This is a genomic window from Pseudomonas sp. SWRI154, from assembly GCF_014268645.1.
Taxonomy (GTDB): domain Bacteria; phylum Pseudomonadota; class Gammaproteobacteria; order Pseudomonadales; family Pseudomonadaceae; genus Aquipseudomonas; species Aquipseudomonas marvdashtae.
In genome coordinates this window covers 17,330-40,386 of the sequence record NZ_JABWQW010000035.1, presented here as the reverse complement: position 1 = coordinate 40,386, position 23,057 = coordinate 17,330, and the positions used below count along the sequence as shown (strand labels likewise).

Sequence of the window (23,057 nt, the reverse complement as noted above, 5' to 3'; positions counted from 1 at the left end):
ATGCTGGCTTATATTTTTCGGCGACTGTTGCTCATCATCCCGACCCTGTTCGGCATTTTGCTGATCAATTTCGTGATCATCCAGGCGGCGCCCGGCGGCCCGGTGGAGCAGATGATCGCCAAGCTCGAAGGCTTCGAAGGCGCCACCAGCCGCATCGCCGGTGGCGGTGCCGAAGTATCGGTAGCCGGCTCCGCCTACCGTGGCGCCCAAGGCCTGGACCCGGCGTTGGTCAAGGAAATCGAGCGCATGTACGGCTTCGACAAATCGGCCCCCGAACGCTTGTGGATCATGATCAAGAACTACGCCCGCCTGGATTTCGGCGATAGTTTCTTCCGCGACGCCAAGGTCATCGACCTGATCAAGGAAAAGATGCCGGTGTCCATCTCCCTCGGGTTATGGAGCACGCTGATCATGTACCTGGTGTCGATCCCGCTGGGGATCGCCAAGGCGACGCGCCATGGCAGTCATTTCGATGTGTGGACCAGTTCGGCAATCATCGTCGGCTACGCGATCCCGTCGTTCCTGTTCGCCATCCTGCTGATCGTGGTGTTTGCCGGCGGCAGTTATTTCGATTGGTTTCCGTTACGCGGGCTGACCTCCAACAACTTCGACGAACTGAGCATGGGCGGCAAGATCCTCGACTATTTCTGGCACCTGGCCTTGCCCGTGACAGCGCTGGTGATAGGCAACTTCGCCACCATGACCTTATTGACCAAGAACAGCTTCCTCGATGAAATCAACAAGCAGTACGTGGTCACCGCGAAAGCCAAGGGCCTGACGCGCAACCGCGTGCTGTATGGCCATGTCTTTCGCAACGCGATGCTGCTGGTGATCGCCGGTTTCCCGTCGGCATTCATCGGGATCTTCTTTACCGGTTCGTTGCTGGTGGAAGTGATCTTCTCCCTGGACGGCCTCGGGCTCATGAGCTTCGAAGCCGCCATCAACCGCGATTATCCAGTGGTGTTTGGCACCCTGTTCATCTTCACCTTGCTGGGGCTGGTGGTGAAACTGATCGGCGACTTGACCTACACCTTCGTCGATCCGCGCATCGACTTCGAAAGCCGGGAGCATTGAGATGAACCTGTCCCCTCTCAATCGCCGACGCTTCGAACTGTTCAAGGCCAACAAGCGTGGCTGGTGGTCGCTGTGGCTGTTCCTGATCCTGTTCGGGCTGAGCCTTGGCGCCGAACTGATCGCCAACGATAAGCCGCTGGTGGTGCATTACGACGACGGCTGGTATTTCCCGGCCCTCAAGCGCTACCCGGAAACCACCTTCGGTGGCGAGTTCCCCCTGGAAGCCAACTATAAAAGCCCGTACATCCGCGAACTGCTCGCCGCCAAGAACGCCTGGGTGCTGTGGGCGCCGATTCCGTTCAGCTACCAGAGCATCAATTACGATTTGAAGGTCCCGGCTCCCGCGCCGCCCTCCTCGGTGAATTGGCTCGGCACCGATGACCAGGGCCGCGATGTCATGGCGCGGGTGATCTATGGCTTTCGCATTTCGGTGCTGTTCGCGCTGACGCTGACGGTGCTCAGCTCGATCATCGGCGTGATCGCCGGTGCCCTGCAGGGCTTCTATGGCGGCTGGGTGGACCTGGCCGGCCAGCGCTTCCTGGAAATCTGGTCCGGGCTGCCGGTACTGTACCTGCTGATCATCCTCGCCAGTTTCGTCCAGCCTAATTTCTGGTGGTTGCTGGGCATCATGTTGCTGTTTTCCTGGATGAGCCTGGTGGACGTGGTGCGCGCCGAGTTCCTGCGCGGGCGCAATCTCGAATACGTGCGCGCGGCGCGGGCGCTGGGCATGCAGAACGGCGCGATCATGTTCCGCCACATCCTGCCCAATGCCATGGTCTCGACCATGACCTTCATGCCGTTCATCCTCACCGGTGCCATCGGCACCCTTACCGCCCTGGACTTCCTCGGTTTCGGCCTGCCGGCCGGTGCGCCGTCCCTGGGCGAGTTGGTGGCCCAGGGCAAATCAAACCTGCAGGCGCCGTGGCTGGGTATCAGTGCGTTCGCCGTACTGGCGATCATGCTGAGCCTGTTGGTGTTCATCGGCGAGTCCGCTCGCGATGCCTTCGATCCGAGGAAGTGAAATGAACCAGGACAATCTGATCGAAGTGCGCGACCTCGCAGTGGAGTTCATCGTCGGTGAGCGCCGCCAGCGCGTGGTCGAGGGCGTCAGCTTCGATATCAAGCGCGGCGAAACCCTCGCCCTGGTAGGCGAAAGTGGCTCGGGTAAATCGGTGACGGCGCATTCGATCCTGCGCTTGCTGCCCTACCCGCTCGCCCATCACCCCACCGGGACCATTCGCTACGCTGGCCAGGATCTGCTGGGCCTGAAGGAAAAAACCATTCGCCATATCCGCGGCAACCGGATCGCGATGATTTTCCAGGAGCCGATGACCTCGCTCAATCCTTTGCACTGCATTGAAAAACAAATCAACGAGGTGCTCGGCATCCACAAGGGCCTGACCGGCAAGGTCGCGACCCGTCGCAGCCTCGAACTGCTGGAACTGGTCGGCATCCCTGAACCGCACAAGCGCCTCAAGGCCCTGCCCCATGAACTGTCCGGCGGCCAGCGCCAGCGGGTGATGATCGCCATGGCCTTGGCCAATGAGCCGGAGCTGCTGATCGCCGACGAACCGACCACTGCGCTGGACGTCACCGTGCAGCTGAAAATCCTCGACCTGCTCAAGGAATTGCAGGCGCGATTGGGCATGTCATTGCTGCTGATCAGCCACGATTTGAACCTGGTGCGAAGAATTGCGCATCGAGTATGTGTCATGCAGCGCGGTTGCATCGTCGAACAGGCATCGTGCGCAGAGTTGTTCCGCGCGCCGCAACATCCGTACACTCGGGAACTGCTGGCCGCCGAGCCCAGCGGCAACCCGGCGACCAATGTCGTCGGCCCGCCGTTGTTGCAGGTCGAGGACCTGAAAGTCTGGTTTCCGATCAAGAAAGGCCTGTTCAAGCGCACGGTGGATTACATCAAGGCCGTGGACGGGATCCGCTTCAGCCTGCCCCAGGGCCAGACCCTAGGCATCGTCGGCGAGAGCGGTTCGGGCAAATCCACGCTGGGGCTGGCGATCCTGCGGTTGATCGGCAGCCAGGGCGGGATCCGCTTCGAAGGCAAGCAGCTCGACAGCCTGACGCAACAACAGGTCCGGCCATTGCGCCGGGAGATGCAAGTGGTGTTTCAGGACCCGTTCGGCAGCCTGAGCCCGCGGATGTGTGTGAGCCAGATCGTCGGCGAAGGCTTGCGGATCCACAAGATCGGTACCGAAGCCGAACAGGAACAAGCGATAATCGCGGCATTGAAGGAGGTAGGCCTGGACCCGGAAACCCGGAACCGCTACCCCCATGAATTTTCCGGAGGGCAACGGCAGCGTATCGCCATCGCCCGGGCCCTGGTGCTCAAGCCGGCGTTGATTCTGCTGGATGAACCAACGTCGGCCCTGGACCGCACCGTGCAACGCCAAGTGGTCGAGCTGTTGCGGTCGTTGCAAACCAAGTACAACCTGACGTACCTGTTTATCAGCCATGACCTGGCTGTCGTCAAAGCGCTGAGCCACCAGTTGATGGTGGTCAAGCATGGCCAAGTGGTCGAACAAGGTGATGCCCGCAGCATATTCGCCGCGCCGCAACACCCCTATACACAGCAGTTGCTGGAGGCCGCTTTCCTGGCCCCAACAACTGCCGAATAACCTGAAAGAGGAGCAACACATGGGTTTTCTCGCCGGTAAGCGCGTACTGATCGTCGGTGTCGCCAGCAAGCTGTCCATCGCATCCGGCATCGCCGCCGCCATGCATCGCGAGGGCGCTGAGCTTGCCTTCACTTATCAGAACGACAAACTCAAGGGTCGTGTCGAAGAGTTCGCGCAAGGCTGGGGTTCGAGCCCTGAGCTGTGCTTCCCATGCGACGTGGCCAGCGATGAGGAAATCGCCAAGGTCTTCGAAGCACTGAGCAAGAAGTGGGACGGCCTGGACTGCATCGTGCACTCCGTGGGCTTCGCCCCAGGCGACCAACTGGACGGCGACTTCACCGAAGCCACCACCCGCGAAGGTTTCCGCATTGCCCACGACATCAGCGCCTACAGCTTCGTCGCCCTGGCCAAGGCCGGTCGCGAAATGATGAAGGGCCGCAACGGCAGCCTGCTGACCCTGTCGTACCTGGGCGCCGAGCGCACCATGCCGAACTACAACGTCATGGGCATGGCCAAGGCCTCCCTGGAAGCCGGCGTTCGTTACCTGGCCGGTTCCCTGGGCCCGGACGGCACCCGCGTCAACTGCGTATCGGCCGGCCCGATCCGCACCCTCGCCGCGTCCGGCATCAAGAATTTCCGCAAGATGCTGGCCGCCAACGAAGCGCAAACCCCGCTGCGTCGCAACGTCACCATCGAAGAAGTCGGCAACGCCGGCGCCTTCCTGTGCTCGGACCTGGCGTCCGGCATCAGCGGTGAAATCATGTACGTGGACGGCGGCTTCAACACCACCGCCATGGGCAACCTCGAAGAGTAATCTTCACGTTGCAACAAAAACGCCGCTTGCCCTGGAAAGGCCAAGCGGCGTTTTTAATTCGATCTTTGTGGAATGGCCAGCAGCAGCGAGGCGAAGGAAAACAGAAACATCAACGCCGCCAGCACCCCGGATACGGTGTCGTACAAGTAGGCCAAGGAGACCACCCCACCCAAGAGTGACGTAAAAAAAAGCGGAGCATTGGCAAATACATACACGCCAATACGCAGTGTGAAAGATCGATGCCTGAGAAACTGCTGGGCGAAACTGCCTAATCCCGTCAGGGCCACAGACGTCGCAGTCAGCATGATCAATATGACCAAATACATCGCAACTGCGGGAATACCTTGAGTATCGTTGGGGTCCCCAGGGTTCTCCATCACAGTGTCCGCTGGAAAAAAAAACAGCATTGCGCACGCTGCCATTATGCAAATGATAGCGGCGCCCAGTCTTTTCTCTTCACGCATCATCGTGGGTCACCTTGAAAAATTAATGGGAAGCTCGCCAGTAATTCGTATTTCATAATCCTGCGCTCGGGCAACTCGCCCCACTTGGCGCAGCGCAGTCGTCACCTTTTCATCAAATACCGGACGATGATTGCTTGCATTCGCGTCATATCGATCCGAGAAAGCTTTGGCAGTACCGGTAAACTTAAGGCTACCTGATGTATTGCGGATCACCTTACCGGTGATTTGAAGCGTGATGTTTCCAAGATATATCCTTGCGATATTCGAATCCTGAGCTGTGGAGTAAGGAACCTTCAGGTCTACGGTGGTTACTCCTATTCCGGCGGTGTTGATAACCGCCATCAAATCGGGAATTTTATTCGGCGCTGGGCTGATTCCCGTTCGGTCGAGTCGAACGCTGGCAGGTTTACCTTTCCCGAGTAGCCAATGGCTTATAGCTTTGAAGGGAGTAAAGACGCCTCCAGAAAACTCCTGCTCGATAGCCAATTGTTCTATTTTTTTGATCTTCGCCCCCTCCTTTATCCCGAGCTTCCAGGCAGTGGCAGTGTCAAGCTTGGAGTTTTTCAGCATCAATAAATCAGCGCCGTGTGCGACCTTCAATTCACCAATGATGATACCGTCCAGTCCATAACGGACAGGAGAGTTATTACGCATGGCCACAAGATGGCGCCCCAGCATTTGAGGCCAATGACCCCGTGCGTACGCCACGTTGCGTTCTTCGATCATTTTTCCAATCATCGCCATTGGGGCAGGTGATGGAAGTCCTCTCCCGCTTCCGCGCGACGTGCCGAACTCATCGGGATAAACAAATGTGATGGGTAATTCATTGTTCATAGGGGTACCAGTCAAGTCGAATGATCGATAACGCTGCGGTTACAAGTCAGCATTACGCCGTGTAAAACTCATTCTGTGTGCTTGCCGCACCCCTCGTGCGGTACATATGTATCGCGTTGCGCCGGTTAAAATATCGCGCTGTTCATAACCGCGCCTTCGAACTCACCCCCTTCATAACCCTTCGGCAACGTCACCAGGGGTAGCATTCGAGCAGCTTTCGAAACGCATAAAAAAACGCCGCTTGCCCTGGAAAGGCCAAGCGGCGTTTTTTTTCTTCCGTAAATTTCTTCTCAGTGCCGTCCCTGCTTCTGCGCATACATCGCCGCATCCGCGTCCGCCAACAGACTGTCGATCGATGCGTGCCACTTGGGGTCGTATTCGATCTGGCCGACGCTGAAGCGAATGTCATAGCCGCGCTGCAAGGTCGCGTTGCGCTCATCCAGGATCTCCCCGAGCCGTGCCATGATCGCCGCGGTCTCGACATGGGAAGCGCCGGTGAGCAAGGCGACGAACTCATCGCCGCCCAGGCGACCGATGACATCGCTTTCGCGAAAGGCGATACGCAGCACGTCGGCAAAGGTTTTCAGGGCGCTGTCACCCTCGGCGTGGCCGAAGCGGTCGTTGATCGGCTTGAAGTCATTGAGATCGAAGAACAGCAACGTGGCCGGTCGCGACAGCCGATCACACACACTCAGCGCATGCTGGGCCAGCGTCTTGAAGCCTCGCCGGTTGGACAACAGCGTCATTTCATCCATGCTCGCCATCTGCACGGCAATCATTTCCTGCTCGGCCATGCTTGCCAGGTCGCGCAGCATTTCGCGTTCGTCGTCGTTGAGCTTTCGCGGCTTGGTGTCCAGCAGGCACTTGCTGCCGTCCTCCAGCCCCAATGGATGCCCGGCGTAGTAGAGAGTACCGGGCCTGTCCGTGACCTGCTTGAGACGGACGGCTTCATTGTCCGGTTTGCGTGGTCCAAGCATCGTGAGCTCCGTTGACGAGACTCACTGCAGTCTAGTTCACTGCCGTAGCGAACTCGAACAGCATTTTGCGGCGCAGGCTAATACAATCAGGCACAGCCCATCACAAGGACACGGACGATGAAGCCTGCCCAACATGACGCCGCCCCCCGTTTCTGGCGCGACGCGGCCCTGCCCTTCATCGAGGCGCGGGCCATCGCCGATGGGCGCAAGGTCTGCTATTCACGTCACTCCCATGATCATTTCTCCATCGGCGCGATCACGGCCGGGCGCAGCACCTACCTGCACGAGCAATCGCGGTTCCAGGTGCGCAGCGGGACGGTGGTGCTGATGAACCCTGGCGACGTGCACGCCTGCAACCCGATCGACGATCAGCCTTGGTCCTACGTGATGTTGTATGTCGACACCCACTGGCTGCGGGATTTGCAACGCCGCATTGGCTTTGATCCGTCGCTGGATTTCCAGGCGTTCGACACCACCCACAGCCGTGATGCCGCGCTCTACTCGGGGTTGTGCGGCCTTTATGAGTGGTTGGTGGATGAACAAGTCGGTACTGGCGACAAGCAAGCCGCCGCCGAAGCGTTTTTCACCGACCTGCAGCATCGTCTCAACCCGGCCGGGCGCCCGGACCGGGGCAGCCATCCGGCGCTGATGCGGGCAGCGCAGTTTATCCATGATCACTGCACCGAAGCCCTCAAGCTCGAAGACATCTGCGCCTTCGCCCAGCTATCGCCGTCCTACTTGAGCCGGGCTTTCAAGCGTCATTACGGCATGACGCCCCACGCCTTCCTGATCAACCGCCGAATCCAGTTCGCCCGCCGACAATTGCGCGAAGGCCGGCTGATCGCCGACGTGGCGCTGGACAGCGGGTTCGCCGACCAGGCGCATTTCCAGCGGGCCTTCAAGCAACACCTGGCGGCCACGCCCGGCCAATACCGCGGCTGATGCCCCCCATTCCCGTGGCGAGGGAGCTTGCTCCCGCTCGACTGCGCAGCAGTCGCCTGGAATCGAGGGCTACTACGTAGCCCAGCGGGAGCAAGCTCCCTCGCCACCACAGCATTCCCACCACCAGAGCGTGGATGCAAGCTCACGGCAGCAGCAGATACACCGCACTGGCGACCAGCAATGCCGCCATCGCCCGGTTGAACAGGCGCATGGTCGCCGGATTGCCCAACCAGGTACGCAAGAAACTCCCGGCATAGGCCCAGCAGCCCACCGAGACGTAGCAGATCACCAGGTAGATCGCCGCGAACTGCCACACCAGAAGCGCCTCGCCGTCAGCCACGAACGCCCCCATTCCTGCCACACAGGCCAACCAGGCCTTAGGGTTGAGCCATTGCATCAGCGCGCCGTAGAACATCGTCGGCGCGCGGCCCTCGTCCCGCTCGCCCAGCTCACCATTGTCGATCGCCAGTTTCCAGGCCATGAACAACAGGAACGCTACGCCGGCCAGTTGCACCACCCGGGTCAGGCCCGGCCAGCGCTGCAACACCTCGTGCAACCCGAGGCCCATCAGGACCAGCAACAGGACAAACCCGAGGGTAGCGCCGGCCACGTGGCGCAACGTGGCCCGAAAGCCATACCGCGCCCCGGAGCTGAGGGCGACGATGTTGACGGGGCCGGGCGTGATGGAGGCAACCAGGGCAAAGGCCGCCATAGAGAAAACAAGGCTCATCGCATACCTACTTCATTTGAGTGGGAAGGCTGCCAGGCTAAAGTACGGTGCCGGACGGGTATTGAAGAAAACTGCCTTGTCTTCGAACCTCATCGCTGTTTTTTTACGCAAATTTTACGCGGCGAACGAGGGACCAAATCGATACTGTGCCACTCTTCGAATCAGGCGTTTCCCATGTCCATTGCGGTGCTGCGTCTCATCGGTTTCATCCTCGGTATTTTCTTGATTACCCTGGCGGTCAGCATGGTGATCCCGCTGTTGACGCTGATCTACTACGAGCGCAACGATGACGTGTCGGCGTTCCTCTGGTCGAGCCTGATCACGTTCATCTGTGGCGTTGCGTTGGTCGCCAGAGGAAGACCGGAACAGACCCAGATGCGCCCCAGGGAAATGTATCTGCTGACCACCGCCAGCTGGGTCGTGGTTTGCGCTTTCGCCGCATTGCCAATGGTGTTCATCCAGCACATCAGCTACACCGATGCGTTTTTTGAAACGATGTCGGGCATCACGACCACCGGCTCGACCATCCTGACCGGCCTGGACACCGCATCCCCCGGGCTGCTGATCTGGCGTTCGATGTTGCACTGGCTCGGCGGGATCGGCTTTATTGGCATGGCCGTGGCGATCCTGCCGCTGCTGCGGGTCGGCGGCATGCGACTGTTCCAGACCGAATCATCGGACTGGTCGGAAAAGGTCACGCCGCGCTCTCACGTCGCGGCCAACTACATCTTGTGGATTTATGTCGGATTGACGGCCCTCGCGACACTCGCGCTGTGGCTTGCCGGCATGACCCCGTTCGAGGCGATAAACCATGCAATGTCGCTGATTTCCACCGGCGGTTTCTCCACATCCGATGCCTCCATGGCACATTGGCCTCAACCCTCCATTCATTGGGTATCAGTCGTCGTGATGATGGCAGGATCGCTGCCCTTTACGCTGTATGTCGCGACGCTGCGGGGCAACACGAATGCGTTGCTCAAGGATCAGCAAGTCAGGGGGTTCGTCGGATTCCTGGTCACTACCTGGCTTGTGGTCGGCACGTGGCTGAGCCTGAACAGTGACCATGGCTGGTGGGACGCGGTCCGCATCGTGGCGGTCAACGTCACCTCCGTCGTCACGACCACCGGCGTGGCGTTGGGCGATTACACCCTGTGGGGCAGCTTCGCCCTGTTGCTGTTCTTTTACTTGACGTTCGTCGGCGGCTGTTCGGGTTCCACTGCCGGAGGACTGAAGATTTTTCGCTTTCAAGTCGCTGGGGCCTTGCTGATGGCCAGCTTGAAACAGCTGATCCACCCTCGGGCGGTGATCCGAAAAAAATACAACAATCATCCCATCGACGAGGAAATCGTTCGCTCCCTGCTGACGTTCTCGTTCTTTTTTACCATCACGATCGGGGCCATCGCCCTGGGCCTGGCGCTGATCGGCCTGGACTGGACGACCGCCTTGACCGGCGCTGCCACCGCTGTGTGCAACGTTGGCCCCGGCTTGGGCAACATCATTGGCCCGGCGGGCAATTTCTCGACGTTGCCGGACGCGGCAAAATGGCTGCTGACCATCGGCATGCTGCTGGGGCGATTGGAGATCCTGACGGTGTTGGTATTGTTCACGCCGGTGTTCTGGAAATATTGACGCTTCGACAAGACATGTTTGGCAGGCGAAAAAAAGCCGCGAGACCTTGAAACAGGTACCGCGGCTGATTTTTTAGCGATCAGCGATCGTTCTTGATCGACGAACGGGTCGCGTTGGTCAGGCCCTTGGTGTTGTGCGTGCCGGGGGTAGCCGTGGAAATCGCCGACGCTTTGCTCAAGCCGCGGGTATCGCGATCCTTAGCAATGGATGAGGTCGCGGAAGCCTTGCTGGCGCGGTCCGTTCGAGTGGTACCGGTGTGCTTGCCGCTCAAGCCATGATCGCGAGTGCGAGTACCGCTGTGATCACTCGCCAGTCCCTTGCCGTGACCGCTGGAGTCACTGGACTTGCCATTGGCTTGCCCACCGCCGATGCCACCGCCGACACCACCACCGTGGCCACCGCCATTGCCACCGCCATTACCGCCACCGTTGCCGCCACCCCCACCATTGCCCCCGCCGGCGGCGTAGCTCGAACCGATGGGCGACAGGTCGGCGGGCAGCAGGGCCGAGGCGCCGAATGCCAGGGCACACACAGCAACGGCAATGAGGGATTTCTTATGTTTGGACATGATGTCTCCGAAAGACAAAAACAGCGATTGAACCTTTAAGACTCGAAGGTTCAAATTTTGTTCGCTACCGCCCGACCAACGTGACGTAATAAAAAATTCACTGTCGATTTTCCGGTGGAGGCTGCGCCGTCACAGTCCTATGCTTGAGCCCATGAACGCACATAGCCCCCTGCTCCCGCCGCACGCCGAAATGGTCCGCGCCATGCTCGAACGAGACACCGCCTACGAAGGGGTGTTTTTCACAGCGGTCAAGACCACCGGTATTTTCTGCCGCCCCAGTTGCACGGCCCGCAAGCCGAAACCGGAGAACGTGGAATTTTTCGCCCATGCCGACGAAGCCATGTCCGCCGGTTACCGCGCCTGCCTGCGCTGCAAGCCGTTGGACGCCGCCGCGATCGCCCCCGACTGGGTCCAGGCGCTGCTCCAGGCCGTGGATGCCCAGCCCGACCTGCGCTGGACCGATGCCCTGCTACAGGAACGAGGCATCGAACCGCTGAAACTGCGCCGCTGGTTCAAGCAGCATTTCGGCATGACCTTCCACGCCTACCTGCGCACCCGGCGCTTGGGCATCGCCCTGGGCGGTATCAAGGAGGGTGCCTCGATCGATAACGCGGCGTTCGATTCCGGCTACGAATCGCTGAGCGGCTTTCGTGACGCCTTCGTGAAATCCTTCCACATCACGCCGGGCCGCGCCGGCCTCAGCGAGCCCTTGCTGTTCACCCGCCTGACCACGCCGCTGGGGCCCATGCTGGCCATGGCCGAGCGTCGTGGCCTGGTGTTGTTGGAGTTCCTCGACCGCCCGGCCTTGACCAAGGAACTGGAAGAATTGCGGCAACGCTACGGCTACACGGTCGCGCCGGGGCACAACGCTCATCTGCAACAGATCGAACGCGAACTGGCCGACTATTTCGCCGGGAAGCTCACCTGCTTCACCGTCCCGCTGTACATGCCCGGCAGCGCCTTCGCGGCGCGGGTCTGGGCTGAGCTGCAGAAAATCCCCTACGGCGAAACCCGCAGCTACGGGGCCATCGCCGCCGCCCTGGGCAGCCCCGGCGCCAGCCGCGCCGTGGGCTTGGCCAATGGCCAAAACCGCCTCGCCATCATCATCCCCTGCCATCGGGTGATCGGGGCGGATGGCTCGTTGACCGGCTATGGTGGCGGTCAGCCGCGCAAGGCGTTTCTGTTGCGGCTGGAGAAAGCCGCAATGCAGGTTTCGCTGCCGCTGGCGTTTTGAACGATGCCCCGGACAAAGACCTGATGGTTGTGCCCTATCACCAAGCGACGGCATTCCTGGCAAAGCTTGACGAAGACTGGCGACGCCATGTCGAGGCGATCGGCCCCTGCCTGCTGCAACCCAAGCCGGCCCGCGATCCCTATGAGGCGCTGGTGCGGGCGATTGCCTATCAACAACTGCATGCCAAGGCAGGGGATGCGATTCTCGGCCGGCTGTTGGGGCTATTTCCCCAGGGGACCTTCCCGCGGCCCGAGCAAATACTGGCGACCGACGTTACGCAGATGCGCAGCTGCGGCTTTTCCGCCAGCAAGATCGCGACCATCCAAGGCATCGCCCAGGCGACGCTGGACGGTATCGTGCCGGGTTACGCCACGGCGCTGGCCATGGACGATGAAGCGCTGATCGAACGCCTGGTCACCTTGCGCGGTGTCGGCCGTTGGACCGTGGAGATGCTGCTGATCTACAGCCTGGAGCGGCCCGACATCTTGCCAGCGGACGATTTCGGGGTTCGCGACGGTTATCGGCGGCTCAAGGGACTGGACGCTCAGCCGAGTCGCAGGCAGATGATCGACATCGGCCAGGCCTGGAGCCCTTATCGGACCGTCGCGGCGTGGTACTTGTGGCGGGCGCCTAACCGCTGACCGTCTAAACTATCCGGGTCATTTCGATTCGGACCGGAGGCAACCATGCAGCTCGAAGGATCCTGCCACTGCGGCGCCGTAACGTTCAGCCTGGACTGCGTTCACCCCTACCCCTACCAGCGCTGCTACTGCTCGATTTGTCGCAAGACCCAGGGCGGCGGCGGTTATGCGATCAACCTGGGGGGCGATGCGAAAAGCCTGAAGGTGCAAGGTCGCAAGCACATTGCGATCTACCATGCGCGCCTCAAGGACGAAGGCGACAAGCGGTCCCACCGCAGCAGCGCCGAGCGGCATTTCTGCTCACTGTGCGGCTCGGGATTGTGGCTGTTCAGCCCGCAATGGCCGGAGTTGATCCATCCTTTCGCCTCAGCCATCGATACACCGCTGCCGGTGCCGCCGGAACGCACCCATCTGATGCTCGGTTCCAAGGCGCCATGGGTGGAAGTCGAGGCGCACCCGGGCGACCAGCAATTCGAGGAGTATCCAGAGGAATCAATTGCCCGGTGGCATGAGCGCCTGGGTTTGATCCGTTAGGCTGGCACGCCGCTGTGGAACCGAAACTCCACATCCGCCGACTCGATCAGCTCGCGCTCGGCGGCGCGGACTCGGTCGATGACCTGGGCAATGTCCTTGGCGTCACCGTATTGGTAGGCCAGTTTCAAGTAACCCTGGAAGTGCCTGGCTTCGCTTTTCAGCAGGCCGAAATAGAACTTGCCGAGTTCCTCATCCAGATGCGGCACCAAGGCCTCGAAACGCTCGCAACTGCGCGCTTCGATGAAGGCGCCGACCACCAGCGTATCCACCAGTTTCACCGGCTCGTGGCTGCGCACCACCTTGCGCAAACCCGAGGCATAGCGTCCGGCGGAGAGCTGGCGAAGCGCGACCTTGCGCTTTTTCATCAGGCGCATGACTTGCTCGTGATGCACCAGCTCTTCCCTGGCCAGGCGCGACATCATGTTGATCAGGTCGACATGGGAGTGGTATTTGGCAATCAGGCTCAGGGCGGTGCTGGCGGCCTTGAACTCGCAGTTCTTGTGGTCGATCAGCAACGTTTCCTGGTCGGCCAGCGCGGCCTGGACCCAGGCATCGGGGGTGCGGCAGCCGAGGAATTCGTGGATTTCGGGAAAGATCATGGGGCTCACGGCAAAAAGGTAGTCGAGCGAAGGGCGCCGATTATACCGGCCTGCCCCGAGACCACCAGCCACCGCTGTTGATATGCATCAAGTCGACGGGCCGTCCATAGCAACTATAGTTGAGCAACGCAGTGCCTTTTCATTGCTGGAGACACCGATCATGCAAGCCATTCGCAGCATCCTGGTGGTCATCGAACCCGAACATTCGGAAAGCCTGGCACTCAAGCGCGCCAAACTGATCGCCGGCGTGACCCAGGCGCACCTGCACCTGCTGGTGTGCGACAAACGGCACGATCACGCTGGCATGCTCGGCGTATTGAAGGCGGCCTTGATGGCGGACGGCTATAGCGTCACCACCGAACAGGCCTGGAACGAAAGCCTCTACGAAACCATCATTGACGTGCAGCAGGCCGAAGGGTGCGGCCTGGTGATCAAGCAGCATTTCCCCGACAGCCCGTTGAAGAAGGCCCTGTTGACACCCGCTGACTGGAAATTGCTGCGCCATTGCCCAACCCCGGTGCTGCTGGTCAAGACTACGGGCTCCTGGAAGGACCGGGTCATCCTGGCCGCCGTCGACGTCGGCAATGCCGACGGCGAGCACCGCCACCTGCATTCCACCATCATCGATCATGGCTATGACATTGCCAGATTGGCCAAGGCGCACCTGCATGTGATCAGCGCCCATCCGTCGCCGATGCTCTCGTCCGCCGACCCGACCTTCCAGCTCAAGGAAACCATCGAGGCTCGCTATCGCGAGCAATGCCGCGCGTTCCAAGCCGAATTCGATATCGATGACCAACACCTGCACATCATGGAAGGCCCGGCGGACGTGCTGATCCCGTTCATGGCCCACAAGCTCCAGGCGGCGGTCACGGTGATCGGCACCGTGGCCCGCTCGGGTTTGTCAGGGGTGCTGATCGGCAACACCGCCGAAGCCGTGCTCGATACCCTGGAAAGCGATGTGCTGGTGCTCAAGCCGCAGGAAGTCGAGGATCACCTGGTGGAGCTGGCGGTCAAGGAATGACGCGCGGACGATAAGGCTGTTGTGGCGAGGGAGCTTGCTCCCGCTCGGCTGCGCAGCAGACGCCTGGATTTTCCAGGTCCAGAAATTATCAGGATCAAGAGCGAGGGTCGCTTCGCAACCCAGCGGGAGCAAGCTCCCTCGCCACCAAAGCTACCTGGCACAAAGCACCTTGCCATATACGAGGGCCTGTCAGCCGCCGATCGCATCCTTCAGGAACCCCGGCGCGATGTAGCGCTGGTAATGGGCTTCGGACAGCAGGAAAAATTCCCGATCAATGGCATCTCGCAGGTCCGGCAGCTCCCAATCGCGAAATTCCGGCATCAGCACCATGCCGTACGCTTCGAGGTTGTTGATTACCCGCGCGCCCCGGGCGATCAACTGGTAGGCCCAACAGTATTCCGACTGATGGGGCACGAAGCGGATCTTGCGTGTCTCCAGTTGCTGGCGCAGCAGGCCCGGGTCGAACACCTCCAGCTTGGCCACCATCACCTGCACCAACAGCTGCTCCAGCCGCATCCAGACCGCGCGCTTTTCCTCCTCGTTGTAGCCGTTCCAGTGAATCACTTCGTGGTGGAACCGCTTGCAACCACGGCAGACCAAGTCACCGTAGACAGTGGAACAGAGGCCGACGCAGGGGGTCTTGATGAGCTGGTTGGGCATAGGTAACGCACACGCAAAAAAACAGGACAGGCCGGCATGTTAGCCCTTTGTCTAAGATTGATCACCCCTTCAAACTTCATGGGCCAACTTACCTTTAATATTTTTTTCCCGTAGAATCAGCCAGCCTTTTAAGGCGCCAATGTCCGTTAGAAGCTGTTTTCAAAGCGTCACGAGCACAGTCGTTCCTTCAGAGCGGTGTTGGCGAAGGGTCTTTCCAGCGGGGAAAGCCCAACGCCAACCCTCATCAGCTCCCGTTCTGCAGGCGTAAAACTTTGAAAGCAGCTTCTGTGAGGAACTCCGGTCGTTCTGGCGTGGTGGCCCAAAAAGCCCCCGACGCGCATGAGCGCCGTGAGTTTCTGGATGAGCGTCCCGGACACCCATTTGGGACCACTGATGAGGGTAATAACTGTGCTTGAAGCCTACCGCAAACATATCGAAGAGCGCGCAGCACTGGGTATCGTTCCCCAGCCGCTTAACGCCGAACAAACCGCAGGCCTGGTCGAGCTGCTGAAGAATCCTCCGGCTGGCGAAGAAGCTTTCCTCGTTGACCTGATCACCAATCGCGTTCCGCCTGGCGTTGACGAAGCCGCCTACGTCAAGGCCGGTTTCCTCTCCGCACTGGCCAAGGGCGAAGCCCAGTCCCCTCTGATTGACAAGAAGCGCGCGGTCGAACTGCTCGGCACCATGCAGGGCGGCTACAACATCGTCACCCTGGTCGAGCTGCTGGACAACGCCGAGCTGGCGCCTGTAGCTGCCAAGGAACTCAAGCACACCCTGCTGATGTTCGATGCGTTCCACGACGTCGCTGAAAAAGCCAAGAACGGCAACGTTCACGCCAAGGCCGTGCTGCAATCCTGGGCCGATGGCGAGTGGTTCAAGAACCGCCCGGTGCTGGCCGACAAGATCAGCCTGCGCGTGTTCAAGGTGACTGGCGAAACCAACACTGACGACCTGTCCCCCGCCCCTGATGCCTGGTCCCGCCCGGACATCCCGCTGCACGCCCTGGCCATGCTGAAAATGGCCCGTGACGGCATCGTCCCGGACGAGCAAGGCAAGACCGGCCCGATGAAGCAGATCGAAGAGATGCGTGGCCAAGGCTTCCCGATCGCCTACGTCGGTGACGTGGTCGGTACCGGTTCGTCGCGTAAATCGGCGACCAACTCGGTGCTCTGGTTCTTCGGCGATGACGTTCCGTACGTCCCGAACAAGCGTGCCGGCGGCTTCTGCTTCGGCAGCAAGATCGCACCGATTTTCTACAACACCATGGAAGACGCCGGCGCCCTGCCGATCGAGTTCGATGTGTCGAACATGCACATGGGCGACGTGATCGACCTGTACCCGCATGCTGGCAAAGTCTGCAAGCACGGCACCGATGAAGTCCTGACCACCTTCGAAATGAAGACCCCGGTCCTGTTGGACGAAGTCCGCGCTGGCGGCCGTATCCCGCTGATCATTGGCCGTGGCCTGACCGAAAAAGCACGCGCCGAGCTGGGCCTGCCACCGTCGGACCTGTTCAAGAAGCCTGAAGCGCCGGCCGAAAGCACCAAGGGCTTCACCCTGGCGCAGAAAATGGTCGGCAAGGCCTGCGGCGTGACTGGCGTTCGCCCGGGCACCTACTGCGAGCCGAAGATGACCACCGTCGGTTCCCAGGACACCACTGGCCCGATGACCCGTGATGAACTCAAGGACCTGGCGTGCCTGGGCTTCTCGACCGATCTGGTAATGCAGTCGTTCTGCCACACCGCGGCTTATCCGAAGCCGATCGACGTGACCACCCACCACACCCTGCCTGACTTCATCATGACCCGCGGCGGCGTGTCCCTGCGTCCGGGCGACGGCATCATCCACAGCTGGCTGAACCGCATGCTGCTGCCGGACACCGTCGGCACCGGTGGTGACTCCCACACCCGTTTCCCGATCGGCATCTCGTTCCCGGCCGGTTCCGGCCTGGTGGCCTTCGCCGCCGCCACCGGCGTCATGCCGCTGGACATGCCCGAGTCGATCCTGGTTCGTTTCAAGGGCAAGCTGCAACCGGGCGTCACCCTGCGTGACCTGGTCCATGCCATCCCTTACTACGCCATCCAGAAAGGCCTGCTGACCGTCGAGAAGAAAGGCAAGAAAAACGCCTTCTCCGGCCGCATCCTGGAAATCGAAGGCCTGGAAACCCTGACCGTCGAGCAAGCTTTCGAGCTGTCCGACGCCTCGGCGGAACGCTCGGCCGCAGGTTGCACCATCAAGCTGTCCAAGGAATCGATTGCCGAGTACCTGCAGTCGAACATCACCCTGCTGCGCTGGATGATCGGCGAAGGCTACGGCGATCCTCGCACCCTGGAACGTCGTGCCCAGGCGATGGAAGCCTGGCTGGCCAACCCTGAGCTGCTGGAAGCCGACAAGGACGCCGAATACGCCGAGATCATCGAGATCGACCTGGCCGACGTCAAGGAGCCTGTGCTCTGCGCGCCGAACGACCCGGACGACGCCCGTCTGCTTTCCAGCGTTGCTGGCGAGAAGATCGACGAAGTGTTCATCGGCTCGTGCATGACCAACATCGGTCACTTCCGCGCTGCCGGTAAACTGCTGGAGCAGGTCAAGGGTCAGTTGCCAACCCGTCTGTGGCTGTCGCCGCCGACCAAGATGGACGCTCACCAGCTCACCGAAGAAGGCTACTACGGCATCTACGGCAAGGCCGGCGCACGCATGGAAATGCCAGGCTGCTCGCTGTGCATGGGTAACCAGGCGCGCGTTGAACCGAACTCCACCGTGGTGTCGACGTCGACCCGTAACTTCCCGAACCGTCTGGGCGACGGCGCGAATGTCTACCTGGCTTCGGCCGAGCTGGCGTCCGTGGCGTCCATCCTGGGTCGCCTGCCGACCGTCGAGGAGTACATGGAATACGCCGGCAAGATCGACAGCATGGCAGCGGACGTGTACCGCTACCTGAGCTTCGACCAGATCGCCGAGTTCCGTGAAGCGGCTGCAAATGCCAACATCCCGGTCGTTCAAGCCTAACGCTTAAAACGCCCGACTAAAAACGCCGCCCCTCTCGCGAGGGGCGGCGTTTTTTTATGCCTGCCTACAGAGCGGCGCCGGTCAGGCCGTCAACGAATAGACCAGTGCTGTAATCGCCACCAAACCCACCAGCACCACGAAGACATTGGACGCCTGGCCGCGATAGCGGGCCATGGCCGGGACTTTGCGGATGGCGTACATCGGCATCAGGAACAGGATAGCCGCAATGACCGGACCGCCCAGAGTCTCGATCATGCCCAGGATGCTCGGATTGAGCGTGGCGACGATCCAGCACACCAGCAACATGAACGCCGCAGTCAGGCGATCGAGGGTCTTGGCGGCTGGACGGCGTCCGCTCTTGACGATCAGGCCTTTGAAACCTTCGCTGGCGCCGATGTAATGGCCGAGGAATGACTTGGAGATCGCCACGAACGCAATCAATGGCGCTGCGAAGGCAATGGTCGGATTGCTGAAATGGTTGGCCAGGTACGACAGGATCGACAGGTTCTGCGCCTTGGCCTCGGCCAACTGCGCCGGTGACAGGGTCAACACGCAACTGAACACGAAGAACAGCACCATCACCACCATCAGCAGATGGGCACGCGACAGGATCTGCGCGCTGCGCTCTTCAGCGCGGGGACCGTAGCGACGCTTCTGATCCACCGCAAACGCCGAGATGATGGGCGAGTGGTTGAACGAGAACACCATCACTGGAATCGCCAGCCACAGAGTATGCAGCAGCGCCGAAGGCTGCGGCAACGTGGAGGCCGTGGTCAGGATGCCGCCGCTCCAATGGGGAACCAGGAACACCGCCAGGAACAGCAGCGCCACGATGAAGGGATAGACCATCAGGCTCATGGCCTTGACGATCGCCTGCTCGCCGCAGCGCACCACGGCCAGCAGGCCCAGGATCAGCATCAGCGATAGCACGGCGCGAGGTGGCGGCTGCACATGCAGTTGGTGCTCCAGGAAGCTGCCCACCGTATTGGTCAGCGCCACGCTGTAGATCAGCAGGATCGGGAAGATCGCGAAGAAGTACAACAGGGTGATCAGCGCACCGGCCTTGATGCCGAAATGCTCCTCCACCACCTCGGTGATGTCCGCGCCTTCACGGCCGGACAACACGAAGCGGGTCAGGCCACGGTGCGCGTAGAAGGTCATGGGGAACGCCAGCAAGGCGAGGATCACTAGCGGCCAGAAACCGCCGAGGCCGGCATTGATCGGTAAGAACAGCGTGCCGGCACCAATGGCGGTCCCAAACAGGCCCAGCATCCAGGTCGTATCGTGACGACTCCATTGGCTGAGGGTGGCAGGGGCTGTCGTTTCAAAGCGCTCTTCGACGCTATTGGCCTGATCATTCATCCGGTCGGATCTCCGCATTCCGGTCACATGCACCCGGCCGGGACGAGTCGGAAAAACCCGACAGGCAGCGCCCTGGCCGAAACAGGGGCGCGATTGTCCGGGATTCGTGAGCAGAAGCAAAGGCTTAGCTGAGGAGCGGCCAAGCGGATCAAAGGGTCCAAGTTCGAAACGCAAGTCGAAAATCCATGATCGCGCGCGGATCCGAAATGAACATCTAAAAAGCCCCGCCTCCCGCCCTTCGCCCCCTACAATCAAGTTCATTACCGATGATCAACAAACCGCCCACAGGAGCACAGCATGACCGCAACCGTTCTGGTACTGGTGGAAACTGTCAACGAATACCTGCCGATCCTGGAACGCCAGGGCTATCACCTGGAACTGGCGCCAACCCCAGCCGAACGCAGGACGGCGATTTGCGAACACGGCGAACGGTTCAGCGCGGTGTTGACCCGCGGCCCACTGGGTTTGACGGCGGAGGAAATCGCCGCCCTGCCCAACCTGAAAATCATCTGCGTGATCGGCGCCGGTTATGAACAAGTGGACCTGCAAGCGGCCAGCGACCGTGGGATCGTCGTTACCAACGGTGCCGGGGTAAACGCTTCCTCGGTGGCTGACCATGCCATGGCGCTGCTGCTGGCGCTGGTGCGTGACATTCCTCGCGCCGATGCCAGCGTGCGCCGGGGTGAATGGGCGAAAGTCATGCGCCCGTCCCTGGCCGGCAAGCGCCTGGGTGTGCTCGGCCTGGGCTCCGTGGGCATGGCCATTGCCAAGCGGGCGGCCCTCGGTTTCGACATGAGTGTCAGCTACCACAACCGCAGGGTACGCAATGATGTCTCCTATACCTTCTGCGGCACGCCCATGGAACTGGCTCGCGCCTCCGACTTCCTGGTCATTGCCACGCCCGGTGGCCTGGACACCCGCCAGCTGATCAACAAACAAGTCCTCGATGCCTTGGGCCCCCACGGCTTTTTGGTCAACATCGCCCGGGCCAGCGTCGTCGCGACTGGCGATCTGCTCAACGCCCTTGAACAACGGCGAATTGCCGGAGCGGCGCTGGATGTGTTCGATCACGAACCCCAGGTACCCGATGCGTTGAAAAAACTGCCAAACGTGGTGCTGACGCCCCACGTCGCAGGCCTGTCGCCGGAAGCGACCCGCGGGACGGTGGAGCTGGTGGGCCAGAACCTCACCGCGTTCTTTTCCGGTAAGCCGGTGCTGACCCCAGTGCCAATGCCCGAGGCGCAGATCTGAGCCGAACACTGGCTCAACTCCACCGTTGTCCTCGGGACAGACTGGCAAACCCGCAGGCCATCAGGCCCGCTGATTACCTTGCAACACGCTAACCTATAAGACCCGGGCGTGCTTGTGGCGCCTGCGTCACCCCATTAGATTAGCCAATGATCGATGGCCTCCAAAATAAGCAGAAGGGATAAGCATGGCAGTTACTGATCAGTCCACCCGGGTGCGCGACGGTGAAGAACTCGATGCCAGCCTGATCGACCCGTACCTCAAGGCCCATATTCCCGGCCTGACCGGCACACCGGTGATCAGCCAGTTTCCTGGCGGCGCGTCGAACCTGACCTACCTGCTGGAATATCCCGAACAGGAATTCGTGCTGCGCCGTCCGCCGTTCGGCCACAAAGCGAAATCCGCCCATGACATGGGCCGCGAGTTTCGTATCCTCAATCAGTTGCGCGACGGTTTCCCGTATTGCCCGAAAGGCTATGTGCATTGCACCGACGAGTCGGTGATAGGCGCCGAGTTCTACGTGATGGAACGGGTCAAAGGCATCATCCTGCGCGCCGAGCTGCCGCCGGAACTGGGCTTCGACGCAGCCCGTACCGAAGCGCTGTGCAAGAGTTTCATCGACCGTCTCGTCGAACTGCACCGGGTCGATTACCAGGCGTGCGGCCTGGCCGACCTGGGCAAGCCTGAGGGCTACGTGGCCCGACAAATCCGTGGCTGGAGCGACCGCTACGAAAAAGCGCTGACCCCCGACGCGCCGAAATGGGAGGTGGTGAGGGCCTGGCTCAACGACAAGATGCCCGCCGATCACCCAACCTCAAGCATCGTCCACAACGACTATCGCTTCGACAACGTGATCCTCGATCCCGAAAACCCGATGCAGATCATCGGCGTGCTGGACTGGGAACTGACCACCCTCGGCGACCCGCTGATGGATTTGGGTAACAGCCTCGCCTACTGGATCGAGGCCGGCGATCCGGCGCCGGTGCAATTGCTGCGCCGCCAGCCCAGCCATGCGCCGGGCATGCTGACCCGTCGGGAATTCGTCGATTACTACGCCGAGCGCGCCGGCATCCGCATCGACAACTTCGACTTCTATTACACCTACGGGCTGTTCCGCCTGGCGGGTATTGTCCAGCAGATCTACTACCGCTTCTTTCATGGCCAGACCCAGGACAAACGCTTCGCGCAGTTCGTTCAGATGAACCAGCTGCTGGAACAGATGAGCCTGCAAGTCATCCACAAATCCACGCTCTGAGCGCACCTATAACAAGGAAACAGCATGTCCAAGACTCAGTTGTTCGACCTCGACGGCAAAATCGCCTTCGTTTCCGGCGCCAGCCGCGGCATCGGCGAGGCCATCGCCAAGTTGCTCGCCCAGCAAGGCGCTCATGTGATCGTTTCGAGCCGCAAGCTCGACGGTTGCCAGCACGTGGCCGACGCAATCATCGCCGCCGGCGGCAAGGCCACCGCCATTGCCTGCCACATTGGTGAAATGGAACAGATCAGCCAAGTGTTCGCCGGGATTCGCGAGCAGTTCGGCCGCCTGGACATCCTGGTAAACAACGCAGCCACCAACCCGCAATTCTGCAACGTGCTGGACACCGACCTGGGCGCGTTCCAGAAGACCGTCGACGTCAACATTCGCGGCTATTTCTTCATGTCGGTGGAAGCCGGCAAGCTGATGCGTGAAAACGGTGGCGGCAGCATCATCAACGTCGCGTCGATCAACGGTATTTCGCCGGGCATTTTCCAAGGCATCTACTCGGTGACCAAGGCCGCGGTGATCAACATGACCAAGGTCTTCGCCAAGGAATGCGCGCAGTTTGGCATCCGCTGCAACGCGCTACTGCCGGGGCTGACCGACACCAAGTTCGCCTCGGCGCTGGTCAAGAACGACGCCATCCTGAAAACCGCCCTGGCACAGATTCCCCTCAAGCGCGTGGCCGACCCGAGCGAAATGGCCGGCGCAGTGTTGTATCTGGCCAGCGATGCGTCGAGCTACACCACAGGTGTGGCGCTGAATGTGGACGGGGGTTTCCTGTCCTGAGATTCTCGTCGCAGAAATGAATATTTATTCCACC

21 protein-coding genes and 1 pseudogene are annotated in these 23,057 nt (G+C 60.7%); 14 read left to right on the top strand and 8 right to left on the bottom strand.

Annotated elements, in window-relative coordinates:
• The 4 genes from HU806_RS23630 to fabI are packed head-to-tail and all read left to right on the top strand — an operon-like array spanning window position 1 to window position 4,521.
• Window positions 1-1,074 (top strand): microcin C ABC transporter permease YejB, encoded by a 1,074-nt coding sequence (locus tag HU806_RS23630; protein ID WP_186614952.1) that lies wholly within the window; start codon window positions 1-3, stop codon window positions 1,072-1,074.
• Between the two features lies 1 nt (window position 1,075).
• Window positions 1,076-2,095, top strand: coding sequence for an ABC transporter permease (locus HU806_RS23625; RefSeq protein ID WP_186614950.1), 1,020 nt, complete (start codon window positions 1,076-1,078; stop codon window positions 2,093-2,095).
• Window position 2,096: 1 nt separating this feature from the next.
• Complete coding sequence (locus HU806_RS23620) at window positions 2,097-3,707, top strand: ABC transporter ATP-binding protein (RefSeq protein WP_186614948.1); 1,611 nt, start codon at window positions 2,097-2,099, stop codon at window positions 3,705-3,707.
• 19 nt (window positions 3,708-3,726) lie between these two features.
• A complete protein-coding gene (gene fabI / locus HU806_RS23615; RefSeq protein ID WP_025213267.1) occupies window positions 3,727-4,521 on the top strand; it encodes an enoyl-ACP reductase FabI in 795 nt (264 codons plus the stop codon).
• 53 nt (window positions 4,522-4,574) lie between these two features.
• Here fabI and HU806_RS23610 read toward each other — a convergent pair whose 3' ends face one another.
• From HU806_RS23610 to HU806_RS23600, 3 genes and pseudogenes are all read right to left on the bottom strand, one after another.
• Window positions 4,575-4,988 (bottom strand): hypothetical protein, encoded by a 414-nt coding sequence (locus HU806_RS23610; RefSeq protein ID WP_186614945.1) that lies wholly within the window; start codon window positions 4,986-4,988, stop codon window positions 4,575-4,577.
• A gap of 6 nt (window positions 4,989-4,994) precedes the next feature.
• On the bottom strand, window positions 4,995-5,819 hold the full coding sequence (locus HU806_RS23605) for a lipid II-degrading bacteriocin (RefSeq protein ID WP_186614942.1): 825 nt from the start codon (window positions 5,817-5,819) through the stop codon (window positions 4,995-4,997).
• Window positions 5,820-6,109: 290 nt separating this feature from the next.
• Window positions 6,110-6,727: pseudogene (locus HU806_RS23600) on the bottom strand (GGDEF domain-containing protein); the annotation flags it as partial.
• 186 nt (window positions 6,728-6,913) lie between these two features.
• Between HU806_RS23600 and HU806_RS23595 the strand changes: the two are divergent.
• Window positions 6,914-7,738: an AraC family transcriptional regulator gene (locus tag HU806_RS23595; protein ID WP_186614939.1), complete on the top strand. Its 825-nt coding sequence runs from the start codon at window positions 6,914-6,916 to the stop codon at window positions 7,736-7,738.
• A gap of 142 nt (window positions 7,739-7,880) precedes the next feature.
• Here the strand turns inward: HU806_RS23595 and HU806_RS23590 are convergent, their stop codons facing one another.
• Entirely contained in the window at window positions 7,881-8,468 is a 588-nt protein-coding gene (locus HU806_RS23590) for a LysE family translocator (RefSeq protein ID WP_186614937.1), read from the bottom strand.
• A gap of 174 nt (window positions 8,469-8,642) precedes the next feature.
• Here HU806_RS23590 and HU806_RS23585 point away from each other — a divergent pair, with 174 nt between their 5' ends.
• Window positions 8,643-10,097 carry a TrkH family potassium uptake protein gene (locus HU806_RS23585; protein ID WP_186614934.1) on the top strand — a complete coding sequence of 485 codons (1,455 nt, stop codon included), beginning with the start codon at window positions 8,643-8,645 and terminating at the stop codon, window positions 10,095-10,097.
• Between the two features lie 79 nt (window positions 10,098-10,176).
• Here HU806_RS23585 and HU806_RS23580 read toward each other — a convergent pair whose 3' ends face one another.
• The gene (locus tag HU806_RS23580) at window positions 10,177-10,665 is read right to left on the bottom strand and encodes a hypothetical protein (protein WP_186614931.1); all 489 of its coding nucleotides are present in this window, start codon (window positions 10,663-10,665) and stop codon (window positions 10,177-10,179) included.
• Window positions 10,666-10,816: 151 nt separating this feature from the next.
• Here HU806_RS23580 and HU806_RS23575 point away from each other — a divergent pair, with 151 nt between their 5' ends.
• The 3 genes from HU806_RS23575 to HU806_RS23565 are packed head-to-tail and all read left to right on the top strand — an operon-like array spanning window position 10,817 to window position 13,074.
• A complete protein-coding gene (locus tag HU806_RS23575) occupies window positions 10,817-11,899 on the top strand; it encodes a bifunctional transcriptional activator/DNA repair enzyme AdaA (protein WP_186614929.1) in 1,083 nt (360 codons plus the stop codon).
• 23 nt (window positions 11,900-11,922) lie between these two features.
• Window positions 11,923-12,540: a DNA-3-methyladenine glycosylase family protein gene (locus HU806_RS23570; RefSeq protein ID WP_186614926.1), complete on the top strand. Its 618-nt coding sequence runs from the start codon at window positions 11,923-11,925 to the stop codon at window positions 12,538-12,540.
• 45 nt (window positions 12,541-12,585) lie between these two features.
• Window positions 12,586-13,074, top strand: a complete 489-nt coding sequence (locus tag HU806_RS23565; protein WP_186614924.1) for a GFA family protein — start codon at window positions 12,586-12,588, stop codon at window positions 13,072-13,074.
• On the opposite strand, the gene miaE is transcribed toward HU806_RS23565, so the two are convergent.
• The gene (gene miaE, locus HU806_RS23560; protein ID WP_186614921.1) at window positions 13,071-13,673 is read right to left on the bottom strand and encodes a MiaE family protein; all 603 of its coding nucleotides are present in this window, start codon (window positions 13,671-13,673) and stop codon (window positions 13,071-13,073) included. The two genes, HU806_RS23565 and miaE, sit on opposite strands and share 4 nt — an antisense overlap.
• Before the next feature lie 160 nt (window positions 13,674-13,833).
• On the opposite strand from miaE, the gene uspL reads away from it, so the two are divergent.
• Window positions 13,834-14,697 carry a universal stress protein UspL gene (uspL, locus tag HU806_RS23555; protein ID WP_186614918.1) on the top strand — a complete coding sequence of 288 codons (864 nt, stop codon included), beginning with the start codon at window positions 13,834-13,836 and terminating at the stop codon, window positions 14,695-14,697.
• Between the two features lie 189 nt (window positions 14,698-14,886).
• On the opposite strand, the gene HU806_RS23550 is transcribed toward uspL, so the two are convergent.
• Entirely contained in the window at window positions 14,887-15,357 is a 471-nt protein-coding gene (locus HU806_RS23550) for a DUF1289 domain-containing protein (RefSeq protein ID WP_186614915.1), read from the bottom strand.
• A gap of 408 nt (window positions 15,358-15,765) precedes the next feature.
• Here HU806_RS23550 and acnB point away from each other — a divergent pair, with 408 nt between their 5' ends.
• Window positions 15,766-18,366, top strand: a complete 2,601-nt coding sequence (gene acnB / locus HU806_RS23545; protein WP_186615007.1) for a bifunctional aconitate hydratase 2/2-methylisocitrate dehydratase — start codon at window positions 15,766-15,768, stop codon at window positions 18,364-18,366.
• A gap of 81 nt (window positions 18,367-18,447) precedes the next feature.
• On the opposite strand, the gene HU806_RS23540 is transcribed toward acnB, so the two are convergent.
• Window positions 18,448-19,728: a serine/threonine transporter gene (locus HU806_RS23540; protein ID WP_186614913.1), complete on the bottom strand. Its 1,281-nt coding sequence runs from the start codon at window positions 19,726-19,728 to the stop codon at window positions 18,448-18,450.
• Between the two features lie 297 nt (window positions 19,729-20,025).
• Between HU806_RS23540 and HU806_RS23535 the strand changes: the two genes are divergently transcribed.
• The 3 genes from HU806_RS23535 (at window position 20,026) to HU806_RS23525 (ending at window position 23,023) form a co-directional block, all read left to right on the top strand.
• On the top strand, window positions 20,026-20,979 hold the full coding sequence (locus HU806_RS23535; protein ID WP_186614910.1) for a 2-hydroxyacid dehydrogenase: 954 nt from the start codon (window positions 20,026-20,028) through the stop codon (window positions 20,977-20,979).
• A 184-nt stretch (window positions 20,980-21,163) separates the two neighbouring features.
• Complete coding sequence (locus HU806_RS23530; RefSeq protein WP_186614908.1) at window positions 21,164-22,231, top strand: phosphotransferase family protein; 1,068 nt, start codon at window positions 21,164-21,166, stop codon at window positions 22,229-22,231.
• A 24-nt stretch (window positions 22,232-22,255) separates the two neighbouring features.
• Window positions 22,256-23,023, top strand: coding sequence for an SDR family oxidoreductase (locus HU806_RS23525; RefSeq protein ID WP_003180553.1), 768 nt, complete (start codon window positions 22,256-22,258; stop codon window positions 23,021-23,023).
• The last annotated feature ends 34 nt before the right edge of the window (window positions 23,024-23,057 follow it).